We start from the raw sequence: 17677 nt of genomic DNA, 5'->3' as shown, positions 1-17677 counted from the left end.
CCTTGACGGCGTTGTGCTGCGTTGCGCCGGGCTTCGACGACGAGCCGGTCGGCCTCTGGGCCGACGAGCTCTGGGCCGACGAGCCGGTCGGCCTCTGGGCCGATGAGCCGGTCGGCTTCTGCCCGGGATAGGGCTTCTGGCCCGCTTTCGCCGCCGATCCCCCCGCCGACGTCACGGGACGACCTTGCCCGGGGCGAGGAGCCTGCCTGGCCGCAGAAGAAGAGGAGGAACCGGATGCCGGCTTCTTTCCCGACGGGGTCGGTCGCTGAGTTCCCGACGACGAGGCGCTCGTGCCCGAACCGCTTGCGACGGGCGACGAATCATCGGCGTGTCTTGCGTCGGGTTGACCGGGTTCGGGATATTCTTTCGAGAGAGTCACTCGTGGCCCTTCTTCGCTCTTGCGGCAAACCGCCATGATACCAGACCCGTATCCAGGCAAAATGTGCGACGAATCACGGCCGCCGCTACGCCTGATTCGAACCCTTCACGGCAGCACGGTTGAGAAGATCCCGCAGTCGCCCGGCCGTCGCCTGCGGGCTGAACTCGACGTCGTAGACACCGCGAAGCCGCCGGCCGAGCGAAAACACATCCGCCTCACGAATCCGCCGAACGATGTCGTCGACGCGGCTCCAGTCGTCAACGGGAAGATACGATCCCGCGCAGTACTCCTCGAGCGTCGCCGTCGGCGAACCCACCACCGCGCGTCCGAGTTGCGCGGCATCGATGACCTTCGCCGAAAGCTGTGTCTGGGCGACCGGGCTGCGCAGGTCCTGCGGCACCAGCAGCAGATCGACCCCTTCGTACGCTTCGACGATCGGAAGGTCGGCCGGCAACTCCGTCCATCGGTCGCGCACGTGCTCGGGAGGACGCCATGACGCCGCGAAGGTCACGAACTTCGCGTCGGGCATCGCCTCGGCGAGCCTCACCATCGACTGCAGGCCCTTGTGCGGGCGGATCGACCCGAGGAAAGCGAGGGTGAGCGGATCCGCGGCAGCGCGTTCCCGAGCAACCGGCGGCCGGTCCGCCGGTATATAGGGGCGGGTGTGCGGAATGCGGCCGGCGGGCTTGCCGCCGATCGTGCCGCGCGCGGCGTACACGTTGCGGATCGCGTCGCTCGTGAAGCTCGTCGCGACGGCCGCGCGGGCCGCCCTCGCCTGCGAGCGCTTGACGCGAATGGGTCCGCGCGGGTGGAGAGGAGGGTAATCCAGCCAGCGCCGCACGTCCCCCTTCAGATGCTGCACCATCAGCGCGAGATCGTCCTCGTCGAAGTCCTGGATCACGGTCACGCCCGGCACGGCGGCGACGGCCTCAGCGACCAGGTCGAGCGGATGCAGACCCTTCGAGACCCAGACGAGCACATCGCCGTCGGTACGCGCGGCCTCCCCGATTCTGTCGATCAGGCCGGTACGCGTGTCGGCGGTGAAGAGGTTGACGTCGAGCGCGAACTTCTTCGAAGGCGGCCATACCGGTCCGTCCTCCACCGCCCAGAGCTCGACGTCGCCGAGCTCCGCGGCCGTCAACGCCATGCTGATGCCACGGCCGAGCGAGTTCGACCTGCTGGACGGGGAGAGGACGAACGTCTTCACCGGACCGCGCCGACCCCGCCGGACTCGCCGACGGTGGCCGGCAGCTCGGCGGCCTGCTCGATCCGGAGGCGGTCGATGAGCCGACCCTCGGGCAGCTCCACGTCGTCGTAGGTGAGCACGGCATCCTTCGCGACGTCGCGCACCACCCGCGCACCCTCTGCGACGCCGATCGGAAGCAGACGCTCGCCGGCGGTGATGTCCGCCCGCTCGGCCACGCCGTACGTGGAGTATCCGCCCAGTCCGTCGATGACCGTGCCGGCGGCGAGGTCGGTCTTGGCGACCGCGACGACCTCGACCGTGGGCGCGCCCAGCGGCTCGAGCGCGGCGTCACGGAAGATGACGGCACGCGCGACCGTGGTCGGCACCTCGAAGTGACACAGGTGATACGGCGTGTAGAAGCTGTAGAGCGGGCCCTCGCCGAGCTTGTAGAGGTTCAGATAGTGGCGCTGCTTGGGGTCGTCGTGCGTCGCGAGCACGAAGATGCCGGGGCCGGGCTTGGCTCCCACCACGTAGTCGACATAGCCTCCGGCGCGGCGCAGCTCTTCGACGTCGTATGCACTCGTCAGCTCGTCGATGTGCCCGGCGTGGTCGGCACCGCGCATCCCGCGTCGCTCGACCGTCATTCCGGTCGCATTGGCGACGATCGCCTGCTCGAACGACACCTTGGTGCCGTCGGCGAAGCTCGTCACCATGTAGGGGTCCTGCCCCCACTTGGCGGCGAATCCGGCCTGCGTCGTCGGGGTCCGGTACTCGTCCTGGAGACCCTTGATGTTGCCGCAGACGAGCGGGGTCAGACCCAGCCCCCTGACGAACCGCACGAGGTTCATCTCCACGCCGGGCTGGTCGCCGTCACAGCCGGTCAGCACGACGCCGGCGGCCTTGGCCCGCTTGCTGAGGATCGGACCGACCGTGCCGTCGACCTCGGCGTTCATGAGGACGATGTCCTTGCCGTGCTCGATCGCGTCGACGACGACGTGCGCGCCGTACTCGACCGCGCCGGTGGCCTCGACGATGGCATCGACGGATGCCGCGCGGGTCGCCAGCGTGTAATCCTGCGTGATCGCGACGGCGTTCTCGGCGATGGCGGTCTCGACACCGTCGATGTCGGTCACGACGCGGATGTCCTCGACACCGGCTTCGCGCAGCGCCTTCTCGGCCTTCTCGAGCGTGCGGTTGACGACGACGGCGATCCGCTCGCCGGGAACGCTGTTGACGATCTGATTGATCAGGCCGCGACCCATGAAACCGGCGCCGATCAGGGCCACCTGGATCGGGGTGCCCGAATCCTCCCGTTGCTGGAGCGCCTTGTCGACGAGGATCACAGCGCCTCCCCCGTCACAGAGCGACGATCCGCTTCACTCCAGGTGGAAAGCAGCGGCCAGCTGCGATCCTTGTCGGAGATCTCGACGACGGGGACGGGCCATTCGAGGTTCAGATCCGGATCGTCGTGGCGAAGCCCGCGCTCGAAGCCCGGCGCGTACGCGCCGCTGACCTGGTAGGTCACTTCGCTCTCGTCGACGAGCGTCTGGTAGCCGTGCGCGAAGTACGCCGGCACGTACAGGGCCCGCCGGTTGTCGGCGGTCAGCTCCACCGAGACGTGCTGGAGGTACGACGGAGAGGAAGGACGCAGATCCACGATCGTGTCGACGATGGCTCCGCGCGTGCAGCGGATGAGCTTGGTCTCGGGATGCGGCGAGATCTGCAGGTGCATTCCGCGAAGCGTGCCGGCACGGAAGTTGAACGAGATGTTCGCCTGTTCGATGAGCGGTTCCAGGCCCGCGTCGATGAACTCCTGCCGGTCGAACGCGCGGGCGAAGAACCCGCGGTCGTCGGCTCGCTTGTCCAGGTCGATGATGGCCACGTCGTCGACGTCGGTCGTCGTGATGATCATGCGGCCCTCCAGAACAGCGCATCGTCGACCTGTCCGGTGCGGATCAGGTACTCCAGCTGCTTCAGGCGGGTGAACCCCCGGCCGGTGAAGTCGGCGGTGTCGAGATCGACCGACGAGAACACCGCGAGGAGCTGTTCCGCGCCGCGACGGGCATTCCATTCGGTGCGGTACCCGGGGAGCACCTCACCGATCTTGTCGAAGTTCACCTTGTAGCTGCGGTTGTCGCCGCCCTCGGGCCCGAACGTGACCTCACAGCCGGGGAACACGTCGGCCACGACGGTCGCGATCTCACGCACCTGGTAGTTCTGATCGTTGGATCCGACGTTGAAGGTCTGGTTGTGCACGTCCTCGCGCGGGGCCACGACCGCGCGTCGAATCGCCTGGGCGATGTCGAGCGCGTGCACCAGCGGACGCCAGGGGGTGCCGTCGCTCGTCATCGCGATCTTCTTCGTCGTCCACGCCAGCCCGGCGAGGTTGTTCAGCACGACATCGAACCGCATCCGCGGCGATGCCCCGAACGCCGTGGCGTTGCGGAGGAAGGTCGGCGAGAAGTCGTCGTCGGCCAAGGCCGACACGTCGCGCTCCACAAGGGCCTTGCACTCGGCATACGTCGTCTGCGGGTCCACCGGCGAGGTCTCGTCGACCGTTCCCTCGGCGACGCCGTAGACGCTGCACGAAGACATGTAGACGAAGCGGTTCACGCCGACCTCTTTGGCGAGGGTGGCGAGCCGCACCGAGCCCTGATGATTGATGGCCTTGGTGAGGTCGGGCGCGAACTGGCCGAGCGGGTCGTTCGACAACTCCGCCATGTGGACCACGGCGTCGATCCCCTCGAGGTCTTCCGCCGTGATCTCGCGGACATCCTTCGCGAGCGTCAGGGGCGACGCCGAGACGCCGTTGTACAGCCAGCCGGCCTTGTAGAAGCCGGTGTCGACGGCCACGAGCTCATGCCCGTCCCGCAACAGCTCCGGGGCGAGGACGCTGCCGAGATAGCCCTCCGTGCCGGTTACCAGGATCCTGCTCATGCCCACACCTTCCACTGCGCCTGCCCGTCGGCCCACAGGCCGTTGAGCTCCTTCCAATCCCGGAAGGTGTCCATGCCCATCCAGAAGCCTTCGTGGGTGAAGACGCCCAGCTCGCCGTCGTGCGCCAGCCGCTGCAGCGGGCTCTTCTCGAGCAGCAGATCCGGGTCGTCGTCGAGGTAGCGGTCGACCATCTCCCGCTTGTGGACGAAGAACCCGCCCGAGACCCAGCCGTCGGCCATCGTCGGCTTCTCGTTGAACTCGACGACGCTGCCGCCGTCGACGTGCATCTCGCCGAATCGGCTCGTCGGGTGCACCCCGGTCACGGTGGAGATCTTGCCGCTCGCGACGTGCTGGTCGTAGAGAGCCGCGATGTCGACGTCGCCGATCCCGTCACCGTACGTCTGCAAGAAATAGGGGTGGTCGAGGTACTTCTCGACCCGCTTGATGCGGGCACCCGTGCCCGTCTCGATGCCGGTCTCGACCATCGTGACCTCCCAGTCCTCGGTGAGCCGATCGCCGTACCAGCTGGCGTCGCCGGTGGCGAGGCTCACCGTGACGTCGCGGCCCTGCTGTCCGTACTCGAGGAAGAAGTCGCGGATCTGGTCGCCCTTGTAGCCCAGCGGCAGGACGAAGCGACGGAAGCCGTGGGCCGAGTAGATCTTCATGATGTGCCAGAGGATCGGCCGGCCACCGATCTCGATGAGGGGTTTCGGCAACTTCTCGCTCGCCTCGCGAATGCGGGTGCCCATGCCACCGCACAAGATGACGACCGGAACCTCCGCTCTTTCCGCAGCAGACATGGCGATATCGGTCATGGTTTGTCTCCCAAGGCAAAAGCGATGATTCGATCGGCGCGCGCACCCACGCGACGGAGCGCGCCCGCCACCCGGATCCCCACCGTGCTCGCGTGGAAGTGTACACGAGGAACGCGGAGGCGAATCGTCGCCGGCCGGCGCGCGGCGACGTTAGGTCAGCGGGGGCGCAGCTCGCCGATGTGGTTCTCGATCAGGTGCTCGGCGATCGCCATCGACGACGTCGCCGCCGGCGACGGAGCGTTTCGGAGGATCGTCACGGGCCCGTGACTGTCGACGGCGAAGTCGTCGATGAGAGACCCGTCGCGCCCGAGCGCCTGAGCGCGGACCCCGGCTCCCTCTTTGCGCGTCAGATCGCGCAGTTCCAGTTCGGGAACGAACATCTGGGCCTTCCGGAAGTACCGGCTCTTGATCAGCGAGGCGGCGATCTCGTCGGCGCCCATGCGCCAGTACTTGCGCACCAGGGTGCGCGAACCGGGCCACACCAGGGAGTCCCACGTGTCGCGAACGGAGATCCGGCCCCACGAGTAGCCCTCGCGGGCGAGGGCGGGCACGGCGTTCGGGCCGACGTGCACGGAGTCGTTCACGGCGCGGGTGAAGTGGACGCCGAGGAAGGGGAAGCTCGGATCGGGCACCGGGTAGATCATGCCCGACACCAGATGCGTGCGCGAGTGGTCGAGCTGCCAGTACTCGCCGCGGAACGGCAGGATCTTCGGCGAGGGGTCGGCCCCCGTCATCCGCGCGACGAGATCCGACTGCAGACCCGCGCAGGCGATCACGCGATCGAACAGCTGATCGCCGCGGGTGGTCTCCAATCGCACCCGCCCCGACTCGATGCGCACGCCGGTCACGGCGGTGTCGAGGATGATCCTGCCCCCGGCCGCCACCACGTCGTCGGCCATCGCCCTCGTGATCGCCGAATAGTCCACGACCGCGGTATGCGGGGAGTGGAGCGCCGCGACCCCCGCGCCGTGAGGCTCGATCTCGCGGATGCCCGCGGCATCCACTCGCGCCAGTCCCGGCACGCGGTTGGCCGTCGCGCGGCGTTCGAGCTCGTCGAGCGCGGGCCGCTCACTGTCGTCGACGGCGACGACGAGCTTGCCCACCTCGCGATAGGGAAGACCCTTGTCGAGGCAGTAGTCGCGCATCGCCAGCCGACCCTGCGCGCACAGCCGCGCCTTCAGCGAGCCCGGCGCGTAATAGATGCCCGCGTGGACGACACCGGAGTTGTGTCCGGTCTGGTGGGCGGCGACCCGGCCCTCCTTCTCGATGACCACGACATCGCCGACGCCCCGCTGCGCGAGAACGCGCGCGAGCGCGATGCCCACGATCCCCCCGCCGATGATGCCGATCCGCTCAGCCATGACAGTCCCCCCGATCGTCCGGTCCGCCGCAGGCCGCTCCCGTGCGGCCGGGATCACCAGGCTAACGGATGCCGATCCGCACGGCGCAGACACGCGGCGTCGGGTGCGCCGGAGACCGGAACGGGTGCGCCGCCGAACCTGAACGCCACGTGGGAAGCTGGTTTCACGAGTGTGAAAAACGCGTCCGCAGGTGGTCGATCCGACAACAGATGACATCCTAGAAGCGCAGAACCGCTGAGCTCTTCAGTGGCGCTGCCGCGCCGTGGGGCAAGGAAACCTGCCCATGGTGGCGAGACTTTCGTATTGCGTCGGCAGGTTGGTCGACGCGGAAAGGGCGATATGCCGAACCCGAAGAACGACCCAGCAATGAGCCGCCGCGGTTTCGTGGGCCTCGTCCTGCTGACCGCTCCGGCCGCCGTTCTGGCGGCCTGCACCGCCTCTCCGAGTCCGGCGCCGACCACGTCGTCCCCCACCGGAGGAGGCGGCACCACCGGCGCCCCGTCGGCGCCCGGCCCGCGTCCCGAAGTCGTGCGCTCCTTCGGTCCCAACGGCACGCACTGGCCCGCGCACACCCCCTGGCTCGGGGACGAGAACGTCGCCGTCACCGAGGTCGATTGCGATTGGGAGGCGATCTCCGAAGCGATCGCGGCCGTGACGCCCGAGCAGGCCGCGGCCGGGGTCCACATCAAGATCCGCCCCGGGACGCTTCCGGGAGGGGGCTCGTCCTCGGGCTCCGCCGGCGTGCTCGCCGACATCGGGAGCGCCGACTGGGCGCAGAACGTCCTCGTGTCGCCCCTGGAAGGACGCGGCAGTGTCACGATCGACGACGAGGCGCGGCTGGTCGGCGTCCACGGTGTCACCTTCGCCCGACTCGACGGCGTCGTGATCCTGATGACCAACTGCACGCGGTCCGCGTGGGCGCACTCGAAGATGACCTACGGCTTCCGGATGGCCGCGTCCTACGGCGAGACCACGAGGGAGTGCGGCGCGTACGAGATCGTCATGGCCGACGCCAAGGCCGACATCGTCGACCCGTTCGGCTACGCGTCGGGTGAAGGCAGTCTGATCACCGACTGCGTGTGGGAGGGATGCTACGGCGCCCCCGTGTTCCGGCCCTCGGGCGCCGATGACCACGTGGACTCGCTGCAGATGTACGGCACGGGCTCCTACCGTGGTCTGACCCTGCGGGACACCGCCGTGTTCGGCTCCCTCAACTGCGCGCTGCAGTTGGGCGGTGTCGCCGACGACGACCCGTACAAGGGATCATCGCCGTTCGCCACCCTCGACCACACGCTCCTCACCTCGCAGGCCACCGCGATCCAGGTGCGCTACCCCACCCCCGACGGCGCCGACACGCCCAAGATGGCTCAGGCCATCAACGGCATCGGCGAGCCCCAGCATCTCTATGCGAACGACTCGCTCATCTTCGGGTCGATGCACCGCAGCAGCTGGGCCGTCGTGAGCAACTGCAAGGTCTCCAGCGAGGGCGCACTCGAGAACAATGCGATCCAGGACGGCAAGTGGACCTACGACGCCGACATGGCCGACTGGGGGGCGGAAGAGTTCGACGAGCTCGCGCCGATCCCGACGGACGAGTACCTGGCATCCGTGTGGACCTGATCAACCGCGCACGCGGTTGAGATAGCCGCCGCGCTCGTCAACGCGCCGGCGAGTCGGCCATCATGCCCATCGCCCGGCGGTACGCCTTCACCTGAAGGCGTACCGCCGCGGCCCAACTGAGGTCATCCGCGCGAGCCAGCGCCGCCGCCTGCATCTGCGCCAGACGGTCGGGCTGGGACGAGAGCGCATCCAACTGATGGGACAGGGTGGAGACGTCCCCCACCTCGTGCATGAGCCCCGAGACCCCGTTCGTCAGCACGGCGCCGGCGGCGACCGACACCAACGGCACGCAGCCGGCGACCTGCGCCTCGTAGGTCACGAGGGCGCTTCCCTCCTCCACGGAGGGAAGAAGCAGCACGTCCGAGTTGGCGAGGACGGTCATCGGATCCGACGTCACTCCGCACACCTCGACACTCGGGTCGTCGAGAAGGGGGGCGAGGTACCTCCCGTACTCGTGCTCGATGTGGCCGTACACGAGGAACCGGCCGTGCCGGCTGGCCGAAGAGGCGACCCACGCCCGCAGCGCGTAGTGCAAGCCCTTGCGCGGGTCGCCGCGGCCGAGGAAGACGGCGGTGAAGGGCCGGTCACCGCGCGGCGGCCTGACCACCTTGACACTGCACCCGTACTGGTGGCGCAGCAGGCGATTCGGATCGAACCCGCGCTCGAGGAAAGACCGCGCGACCGGTTCGGACGGCACGAGGAGTGCGGTCGCCGTGGCCCACTCCTTCTCCTCGATCGCCAACCGGCGTTTGTCGTGGGTGTGGCTCGCACCGCGCGGAGTCGACAGTCCCAGCAGCTCCGTCTCTCTGGCCACGACCTCGTAGGCATTGGCGGTGTGCGTGTTGGGGACTTCCCGCAACGACGCGATGCCCTGCTGCGCCGCCGCCCGGAACGTCCGTACGGATGCCCGCGGCCACGAGTGGACGACGTCGATGCCGCCCCGCCGGACGATCCTCGACACCACCGCATCGTGATACGCGAGGGCACGGTCACGGCCCAGCACGCGGTGCGGGATGCGCCGCGAGAACGCGGTGAGGGTCGTCCGCGTCGAAGCAGCGCCCGGCACCGGGATGGCGATGCTCGCCGCCACGATGTGCACCTCGTGACCGGCGCGCACGAGCTCGTTCGCCTGATTCCACGCAGTCCAGCCGATACCCGGCGCTCCCAGGGCATGCGGAAAACTGTAAAGAACAGTGAGTCGCTCTGCGTCCTGACGCTGCGGACGTGACGTATCGATCCGACCCTCCATCCCTCGCAGCCGTTTCTTCCGGTTATCAGTCTAGGTTCCGGGCGTAGCCGTTTCCTGGACGGCCGAACCTTTACATCCGCGCAACATTCTGGCCCGGCGCTGGTAACACTTCCAAGCCACGATATGCTGGACAGAGACTCTTCGCTCAGTTGCCGGACGTCCCCGTTCGGTACAAGAGTTAGGAGTCGGTGGGGACCTGTCGAACGATTCAGAAGCGACAGGCACGCGAAAAGGGGACATGAAATGGAAACTCCGGGCTACGCGACGGTTCTCTGGCGATACAAATGGCTGCTCGTCTTCGGAGCGCTGGTCGCCGCCGCCGCGGCATTCTTCGCCGGCTTCACTCTGAGCAACGGCCAGGTCGTCTCCCGCGCCGTTCAGACGTGGAACGCCACGACCACGATGCTGGTGACCAGCCCATCCGACACCATCTACCAAGCCGAGATCCCCGGCGTCCCGGTAGAAGAGGGCGTCAGCGAGCCGGTGGCCAACGACCTCTCCAACGCGGCAATGGTGTACGCCTACGTGATCGCCAGCGACGAGATCCAGGCCGCGGTCGAGGCGACCATCGGACCGCTCGACGACGAGACCGAGTCCATCTCGGCCGTCCGACGGACGACGCAGCCGGTGGGCGACGAGAAGTTCCCCGGCCGATACGACCTTCCGGTTCTCGAGGCGATCGGCACCGCCGCAACGCCCGAGCGCGCCGAGCTCATCTCGCAGACGGCGGCGAACGCCTTCGTCACCGACCTCACCGCACGGCAGGACGCGCGCGGACTCGACCCGAACGTGCGCGTTCAGGTCGAAGTCCTCGGCCTGAACGAGGCCGTCGAAGGCGAGTCCAGCAACCCGGCGATCCCGATCGTCGTGACCTTCTTCGGAGTGTTCCTCGCGTTCGTCGTCATCGCGTTCATCATCGCGGGCATCCGTTCCGGCATCGCTCGCCGCCGCGCGGCCAACGAGGAGGTGTACGACGACGACGAGGATGTGTACGACGACGACTTCGCCGTCGACGACCACTTCACCGCAGGGCACAACAGCCCGAGAGCGGAGGACTTCGACGACTTCCTGCTGGACACCAGCCTCGAGCCGGTGCCGCAGCGGCGGTCGCGCAGCCGGTCGGACGACGGCGAAGGATGAGCCGGACGACCCGCGCAAGCGAGTCGGCACCTCTGGGTAATCCGCAATGACCTCGAGTTCTCTTCACCCTCCGGCGACGGCCGACTCTCGAAAGCCGTCGCCGGAGCAACGGGTCCGTTTCACGGTCGGTCAGATCGTGCTCATCGTCAGCCTGGTGCTCATCTTCACGGCGCTCGTGCTGGCGGCAGTGATCTTCCTCCCGCCGCTGATCGCGGGAGCGGTCCTGCTGGGCATCTCGCTCGTCGTGCTGCTTCGGAAGATCCTGTTCACGTGGCCGGCGATGATGTTCCTGCTCGCGGGAACGATCATGTTCATCCCGGCGCGCAAGTACTCGCTGCCGATTCCGCTGCCGTTCGCGCTCGAGCCCTACCGCGTGATGATCTTCGTCGTCGCGATCGCGCTGGCCTTCGCGCTGCTGTTCGACCCCAAGCGCCGCTGGCGGCCCATCGCGTTCGGATGGCCGCTGGGGATCTTCCTCGCGACCCTGCTCGTGTCGTTCATCGTGAACGGGATGCCGCTGGTCAACAAGGGCCTGGCGATGACCTCCATGTCCGGCTTCTTCCAGCTGGGCGTACTGCTGTCCGTGCTGTTCAGCGTCCGGCAGCTGCTCACCAGCGAACGCATGGTGCAGGCGCTGCTGCTGTTCCTCACGTGGTCCGCCGTGATCGTCTCGTTCTTCGCGATCATCGAACGCGTCGCGCGAGTGAACGTGTTCCTCATGCTGGGCACCTTCCTCCCCCTCATGACTCTTCGTGAGGCGGGCGAGGCGACGCGTGCGGGTGTGATGCGCGCATACGGGTCGGCGCAGCACCCGATCGCGCTGGCCGTCATGCTCTGCATGTTCATCCCGATCGTCATCTATCTCGCGAAGTACGCCATCTGGCCACGCAACGAGTTCAACCGTCGCGTCGTCTACTCGATCGCGCTCGTGCTGATCTTCGGCGGCATCCTCGCGGCGATCTCCCGCACCGCGGTCGTCGTCATGGGCGTGATGTGGCTGGTCACACTCCTGCTGAGACCGAAGATCGCGCTGCTGCTTCTGGCGATCGGTCTGCCCCTGCTCTTCCTCGCGGCCCTGGTCATCCCCGCTCAGGTCGACTCGATGGTCCTGTCGTTCCTCGATGTCGATTCCCTCATCGCCTCGCAGTACACATCGGCCGGCATGGCCGGCGCGGGGAGGCTGGCGGATCTGGAACCGGCGATGGCGGAGATCCAGATCACACCCTTCTTCGGTCAAGGATTCGGTAGCCGGATCGTGATCGGCGATGAGGCGAACTCCTTCATCCTCGACAACCAGGTGCTCGCGGTGCTGATGGAGGCGGGCGCCCTCGGCGTGGCCGGCTTCGCGACCTACATGCTGGTGCCGCCGCTCATGCTCATCGTCTTCGCCTTCCGCGACGCGGCCGAGCCCCGTCACGCGATGCTCGCCTTCGCGATCGCCATCTCGATCGGCGGGTTCTGCGCAGCCCAGTTCTTCTTCGACTCCTTCGGTTTCTTCCAATCGTTCCTCGTGCATCTCATGCTGCTCGCGATCGGCGCGTGGTTGATCACCGAGGCGCCACGCAAGAACCGGCATCGAACGGCGAAGGATGCCGAGTTCACTGAGCCCATCCGGGAAGCGGCGGCGGCATGACCGGACGACGCCTCAGCGTCGTGATCCCGGCACACAACGAGGCCGCCGTGATCGACCGACTCCTCGCGACCGTGACGGCCGACCCACGAGCGGATCAGTTCGAGATCGTCGTCGTGGCCAACGGATGCAGTGACGACACCGCCGCCCGCGCCCGCGCCCACGACGGGGTCCAGGTCGTCGAGATCGCGGCCGCCTCGAAGATCGCCGCGCTCAACGCAGCGGATGCCGCGGCATCCGCTTTCCCGCGGGCGTACGTCGACGCCGACGTGATGATCGACGCCGATGCCCTCTTCGCCCTCGCCGACGTGCTCTCGACCGACGGGGTCGAGATCGCCTCGCCGCGGCTCGTCGTGGACACGTCCGCGGCATCGTGGGCGGTCCGTCAGCACTATCGCATCTGGGAGTTGAGCGACTACCGCCGGTCCGGCCACATCGGTTCGGGGGTGTACGCGCTCTCGCAGGCGGGGCGCGCCCGGTTCGCCGAATGGCCCGACGTGATCGCGGACGACCGCTTCGTGCAGCAGCTGTTTCTGCCCGCCGAGCGCGCGACGCTCGACGACCATGCGTTCACGGTGCGCAGCGCCCGCGACATGCGCTCGCACATCAACCGTTCGGTGCGCATCGCACGCGGCAACCAGGAGCTTCCCTCGTCGATGCAGAACGCGTCCGCCCCGAGCACCGCCTCGCGCGGCGGCCTGGTCGCGCGCGTCGCGCGTCGTCCCTCGCTGTGGCTGCCGTTCGCCGTCTACTGCGTCAGCTGGACGGCGCCGAACCTTCTCGCGCGTCGCGCGATCAAGCAATCCAAGGAGCGCACGTGGAATCGCGACCAGACCAGCCGAGCGTCAGCATGACGCGCCGCCGATCGCGCGTGGCGGTGCTTGCCACCCTGGCTCTCGCTCTCGTTCTCGCAGGGTGCTCGGGGGGCCAGCCGAACCCCGACCCCGTCGACCTCGGCGACGTCGCGACCCCCGGCGCGGTCTCGTCGGTCACCTCCGTCGGAGCGCTGGGCGACTCGGTCACGCTCGGCGTCAACGCCTGTGACGAGCCAGGATGGTGCCCGGCACGTAGCTGGGCCACCGGCGACGACCCCGGCGTGGGCTCGGTCGCCCTGCGCATCGGCGCGGCCACCGGCACCTTCCCCGAGACCGAGAACGCGGCCAAGGACGGGGGTACTCTCGCGGACGGGATCGGCAACGCCGACGACGTGATCGCCGCCGACCCGCAGCTGGTCCTCCTTCTTCTCGGCGGCAACGACGTGTGCAGCCGCGACATGGACACGATGACGAGTGTCGACGACTTCAGGACCGGCTACACGACGCTGCTGACCAAGCTCTCCACCGAGCTCCCCGACGCGACGCTGGTCGCGATGTCCATCCCCAACCTCTACATGGTCTGGGAACTCGGCCACCAGCAGGACGCCGCGGTCGATGTCTGGGCCAAGAGCTCTTCATGTCGCAATCTGCTGGGCGATCCTCGGGCCACCGGGCAGGAAGACGTCGAACGCCGCGAGGCGGTCGCGACGCGCAACGCCGAGCTCAACCAGGTGATCTCCGAGGTGTGCACCTCTGACCTCAACTGCACGTACGACGACGGGGCGCTGTTCGACTACAAGTTCGCACCCGAGGAGATCTCGTCCATCGACTACTTCCACCCCTCGGCAGTGGGCGAAGCCGTCATCGCGGAGATGGCGTGGGACGTGGTGGTTGAGGCGATGTCGCAATGACGACCCTCCTGGTCGCGATCTCCGGCGGTCATCTCACGCAGCTGAAGATGCTGTCGAGCCGGGTCGCCGGCGACGATATGGTGTGGATGACCAACGACACCCCCCAGAGTCGTTCACTGCTGGCCGGCGAGCGTGTGTACCACGTCCCGACGAGGCGGCCCCGTGACTACTTCGGTGTGCTCCGCGACACCGCGATCGCGCGTCGGGCGATGAAGGACCAGCCGATCGACCGCGTCATCAGCACGGGAGCCCAGGTGGCGCTGTCGGCGCTGATTCCCGCGTCGGTGCGGCGCATCCCGTTCCACTACATCGAAAGCGCGACCCGCGTGACGGGCATCTCCTCGACGGGCCGCGTGATGGAGCGGGTTCCGTGGGTGGACCGGCTCGTCCAGTACCCGCACGCGACCAACGACAAGTGGCGTTACGCCCTGTCGGTCTTCGACGGCTTCGAGACCGAAGTGGTCACTCCGGTCGGACCGATCGAGCGCGCCGTGGTCACGGTCGGCGGCAACGACAGCTACGGGTTCCGTCGGCTGGTCGACAGCGCGCTGCGCGTCCTGCCTCCCGCGGCGGATACGCTCTGGCAGGTGGGCCCGACGGATGTCTCCGACCTTCCGATCACCGCGACCGACTCCCTCCCCGCGGCCGAGCTCAACAAAGCCCTCCAAGAGGCCGACGTCGTCATCGGCCACGCGGGGACCGGCACGGCGCTGGCCGCGCTGAACGCCGGCAAGCTCCCGATTCTCATTCCCCGCTCGGTGGCCCACGGCGAGCACGTCGACGAGCACCAGCAGGATCTGGCTCGCTTCCTCGCCGACCGCGGGCTGGCGATCGTGCGTGAGCCCGAAGAGCTCACCTACGCCGACCTCAACGCATCACGGAGTTGGCGCGCGGCCGTCACGACGGAACTGAAGCCGGTGGCACTGTGAGGAGGACGCGGGCGAGATGACTGCGACCACGCCGACCGCGGACGTCGCGGTCATCATCGTCAGCTTCAACACACGCGACGACACCGTCGCCTGCGTCGATTCCGTCCTGGCCCATCGCGAGGACCTCGACGTTCAGGTCGTCGTCGTCGACAACGGCTCCGTCGACGGGAGCCCCGAGGCACTGCGCCGCGCGCACCCCGAGATCGACGTGATCGAAGCGGGAGAGAACCTGGGCTTCGCCCGCGCCGTCAATCTCGGCGTGCACCACGCCCACGCGGAGTACGTTCTGCTGTTGAACCCCGACGCCGTCATGCTGCCGGAATCGCTCCCGCGCATGATCGCCTTCGCGCGAAGCCATCCGCAGTATCGGGTCTTCGGCGGTCGCACGCTACGAGAGGACCGGACGCTCGAACCGAGTTCCTGCTGGGGCGCACCGACACTCTGGTCGCTGACGATGTTCGCCACGATGCTGAGCACCGTCTTCAAGCACTCGCCGATCTTCGATCCCGAGTCCCTGGGCCGGTGGCCCCGCGACACCGTCCGCGAAGTGCCGATCGTCACGGGATGCCTGATGCTCGTCGCCCGGACGGACTTCCTCGCGCTGGGCGGGATGGACGAGGAGATCTTCCTCTACGGCGAGGATGCCGAGTTCAGCGCACGAGCCGCAGCACACGGCATGTCGCTCGTCGTGGTGCCCGAGGCGACCATCATCCACACCGTCGGAGGGTCGACCGCCTCCGGCGGCTCGAAGGGTTCGATGGTCCTGGCGGGCAAGGTGACCTACCTCGACAAGGTCTGGACGCCCCGCCGCGCCGCCATCGGGAAGTTCCTCCTGCTGACGGGAGTCGCTGCGCGGGCACTCCTCGAGAAGTCGCTGCGGCGACCCCACCGGCCTTGGTCCACCGTATGGCAGCGCCGCAACGACTGGCGCGCGGGATATCCGCACGCCGAAGCAGCTCTCTTCGGCCGACAGATCGCGACTTCGCACTCCTGACTAGACAGTCTCGCCTCCCGGGGCAGATTTCCTCGCCACAGGGCGCGGCAGCGCCTCTGAGAAGCTGATGCGACAGGGCGGACGGGTTCCGTCGGCGCACATTAGAGCCAGGTGAGAAGAGTGTTAGGCGCGTGTTAATCACGCATGAACTCTGTGTTGCACATGTTGCCCTCGATTGGGAATCTGTTTGACCCGCTGACATGCTGAGAACCAACCCCACATCGTTCCAGCTCCCGACCCCTCACCCCTCGCTCACCCCAGTCGTTCGCGCAAGCGAACCCGCTGAAAGGCCGACATGACCGATCCCTTGTGGTGCGTGCCCGCCAACCGTCGTACCGTGCTCCGATGGCTGCTGGCTTCCACTCCCGGCGCCATAGCCACCTTCTGCGCCGCCACGCCGACGCCCACCCCCACGCCGACGCCGACGCCGACTCCCACTGCGACAGCGACTCCTCGGCCGACGGCCTCGCCCACGGCGACCCCCACGCCTACTCCCACTCCCACTCCCACTGCCACTGCCACTCCCACTCCGACCCCCACGCCGACGCCGACAGCGACGCAGCCTCCGGCAGCACCCGCCGGGCCGAGCAAGCGCCCAGCCCTCGTCCGCTCGTTCGGGCCCAATGGCACCCACTGGCCCGACCACACGCCGTGGCTCGGCGACGCGGTACCGAAGGTCGTCGAGGTCGCCTGCACGTGGGCGGCGATCTCCGCCGCGATCTCGGCGGTGACCCCCGCCGAGGCTGCCGCCGGGGTGCACATCAAGGTCCTTCCGGGAACCCTCCCCGGCTCGGGTTCCTCGTCCGGCTCCAAGGCGGTGCTCCAGGACGTCGGCAACGCGAGCTGGTCGAAGAACGTGCTCGTCTCGCCGCGCAACGGACGGGGCAGCGTGACGATCGCGCAGGCTGCTCGGCTCCGCGGCGTGAACGGCGTCACCTTCGCACGCATCGACGCCGCCGACATCCTCCTCACCAACTGCAACCGCACCGCGTGGGCGCACTCGAAGGTGACGAAGGGGTTCCGCATGTCGTCGTCCTACGGCGCGACGACTCGCGGCACCGGTGCGTACGAGATCGTCATGGCTGACGCCAAGGCCGACATCTCGGACCCGCTGGGCTACGCGGCGGGCGCGGACTGCGTCCTGATCGACGGCGTCTGGGAGGGCTGCTACAGCGCCCCCGTGTTCCGTCCCGTCGACGCCACCGACCACATCGACACGCTTCAGATGTACGGCACGGGCTGGTACCGCGGGCTGACGGTACGCGACTCCACGGTGTTCGGCTCCCTGAACTGCGCCCTGCAGATCGGGGGATCCCAGGCGAACGATCCCAACGCGGGCACCCGATTCCTCACCGTGGACCACAGCATCATCACGTCGCAAGCCGCCGCGATCCGGGTGCGCTACCCCGTCCCCGCCGGCGCACAGACACCGACCATCGACCAGGCGATCAACGGCATCGGCGAGGACCGTCAGCTCTACGCCAACGACTCCTACATCTTCGGGTCGATGTACCGCAGCAGCTGGGGCACCGTGACCAACACGAAGGTCTCCAGTTCACGCGCGCCGGCCAACAACCCCGTCGTGAGTGGCGGCTGGACGTACGACAGTACGATGGAGTCGTGGGATGCACAGGACTTCGATCGGCTGACGCCAGCTCCGACGGACGCGTACCTCGCTCGGATCTGGGCCTGACCTCGCGCGGGGCGCGCG

General features: G+C 67.9%; 15 protein-coding genes. 8 read left to right on the top strand and 7 right to left on the bottom strand.

What is annotated here, in order from left to right:
• Positions 1 to 464: 464 nt before the first annotated feature.
• From WBP48_RS14905 to lhgO, 6 genes are all read right to left on the bottom strand, one after another.
• On the bottom strand, positions 465 to 1586 hold the full coding sequence (locus WBP48_RS14905) for a hypothetical protein (protein ID WP_424441539.1): 1122 nt from the start codon (positions 1584 to 1586) through the stop codon (positions 465 to 467).
• Positions 1583 to 2908 carry an NAD(P)H-dependent oxidoreductase gene (locus WBP48_RS14900; protein ID WP_424441538.1) on the bottom strand — a complete coding sequence of 442 codons (1326 nt, stop codon included), beginning with the start codon at positions 2906 to 2908 and terminating at the stop codon, positions 1583 to 1585. The genes WBP48_RS14905 and WBP48_RS14900 overlap by 4 nt, the downstream gene beginning before the upstream one ends.
• On the bottom strand, positions 2905 to 3477 hold the full coding sequence (rfbC, locus tag WBP48_RS14895; RefSeq protein ID WP_424441537.1) for a dTDP-4-dehydrorhamnose 3,5-epimerase: 573 nt from the start codon (positions 3475 to 3477) through the stop codon (positions 2905 to 2907). The genes WBP48_RS14900 and rfbC overlap by 4 nt, the downstream gene beginning before the upstream one ends.
• The gene (locus WBP48_RS14890; RefSeq protein WP_424441536.1) at positions 3474 to 4502 is read right to left on the bottom strand and encodes an NAD-dependent epimerase/dehydratase family protein; all 1029 of its coding nucleotides are present in this window, start codon (positions 4500 to 4502) and stop codon (positions 3474 to 3476) included. Before WBP48_RS14890 ends, rfbC begins: the two co-directional genes overlap by 4 nt.
• Positions 4499 to 5317, bottom strand: a complete 819-nt coding sequence (locus WBP48_RS14885) for a sugar phosphate nucleotidyltransferase (protein WP_424441535.1) — start codon at positions 5315 to 5317, stop codon at positions 4499 to 4501. The genes WBP48_RS14890 and WBP48_RS14885 overlap by 4 nt, the downstream gene beginning before the upstream one ends.
• Before the next feature lie 155 nt (positions 5318 to 5472).
• Positions 5473 to 6678 (bottom strand): L-2-hydroxyglutarate oxidase, encoded by a 1206-nt coding sequence (lhgO, locus tag WBP48_RS14880; RefSeq protein ID WP_424441534.1) that lies wholly within the window; start codon positions 6676 to 6678, stop codon positions 5473 to 5475.
• Positions 6679 to 7044: 366 nt separating this feature from the next.
• On the opposite strand from lhgO, the gene WBP48_RS14875 reads away from it, so the two are divergent.
• On the top strand, positions 7045 to 8298 hold the full coding sequence (locus tag WBP48_RS14875; RefSeq protein ID WP_424441533.1) for a hypothetical protein: 1254 nt from the start codon (positions 7045 to 7047) through the stop codon (positions 8296 to 8298).
• 37 nt (positions 8299 to 8335) lie between these two features.
• Here the strand turns inward: WBP48_RS14875 and WBP48_RS14870 are convergent, their stop codons facing one another.
• Positions 8336 to 9547, bottom strand: a complete 1212-nt coding sequence (locus WBP48_RS14870; protein ID WP_424441532.1) for a glycosyltransferase family 4 protein — start codon at positions 9545 to 9547, stop codon at positions 8336 to 8338.
• Between the two features lie 243 nt (positions 9548 to 9790).
• Here WBP48_RS14870 and WBP48_RS14865 point away from each other — a divergent pair, with 243 nt between their 5' ends.
• From WBP48_RS14865 to WBP48_RS14835, 7 genes are all read left to right on the top strand, one after another.
• On the top strand, positions 9791 to 10687 hold the full coding sequence (locus WBP48_RS14865) for a hypothetical protein (RefSeq protein WP_424441531.1): 897 nt from the start codon (positions 9791 to 9793) through the stop codon (positions 10685 to 10687).
• Positions 10688 to 10823: 136 nt separating this feature from the next.
• The gene (locus WBP48_RS14860) at positions 10824 to 12320 is read left to right on the top strand and encodes an O-antigen ligase family protein (protein ID WP_424441530.1); all 1497 of its coding nucleotides are present in this window, start codon (positions 10824 to 10826) and stop codon (positions 12318 to 12320) included.
• Complete coding sequence (locus WBP48_RS14855) at positions 12317 to 13171, top strand: glycosyltransferase (RefSeq protein ID WP_424441529.1); 855 nt, start codon at positions 12317 to 12319, stop codon at positions 13169 to 13171. The genes WBP48_RS14860 and WBP48_RS14855 overlap by 4 nt, the downstream gene beginning before the upstream one ends.
• Positions 13135 to 14043, top strand: coding sequence for an SGNH/GDSL hydrolase family protein (locus WBP48_RS14850; RefSeq protein ID WP_424441528.1), 909 nt, complete (start codon positions 13135 to 13137; stop codon positions 14041 to 14043). The genes WBP48_RS14855 and WBP48_RS14850 overlap by 37 nt, the downstream gene beginning before the upstream one ends.
• On the top strand, positions 14040 to 14972 hold the full coding sequence (locus WBP48_RS14845; RefSeq protein WP_424441527.1) for a glycosyltransferase: 933 nt from the start codon (positions 14040 to 14042) through the stop codon (positions 14970 to 14972). Before WBP48_RS14850 ends, WBP48_RS14845 begins: the two co-directional genes overlap by 4 nt.
• A 16-nt stretch (positions 14973 to 14988) precedes the next feature.
• Entirely contained in the window at positions 14989 to 15966 is a 978-nt protein-coding gene (locus tag WBP48_RS14840; protein WP_424441526.1) for a glycosyltransferase family 2 protein, read from the top strand.
• Positions 15967 to 16261: 295 nt separating this feature from the next.
• Positions 16262 to 17659: a hypothetical protein gene (locus WBP48_RS14835; RefSeq protein WP_424441525.1), complete on the top strand. Its 1398-nt coding sequence runs from the start codon at positions 16262 to 16264 to the stop codon at positions 17657 to 17659.
• The last annotated feature ends 18 nt before the right edge of the window (positions 17660 to 17677 follow it).

Origin of the sequence: Microbacterium sp., assembly GCF_049661145.1 — a bacterium.
In the GTDB taxonomy this organism is placed as follows: domain Bacteria; phylum Actinomycetota; class Actinomycetes; order Actinomycetales; family Microbacteriaceae; genus Microbacterium.
The sequence above is the reverse complement of the archived record's forward strand: the minus strand, read 5'-3'. Positions and strand labels throughout refer to the sequence as shown.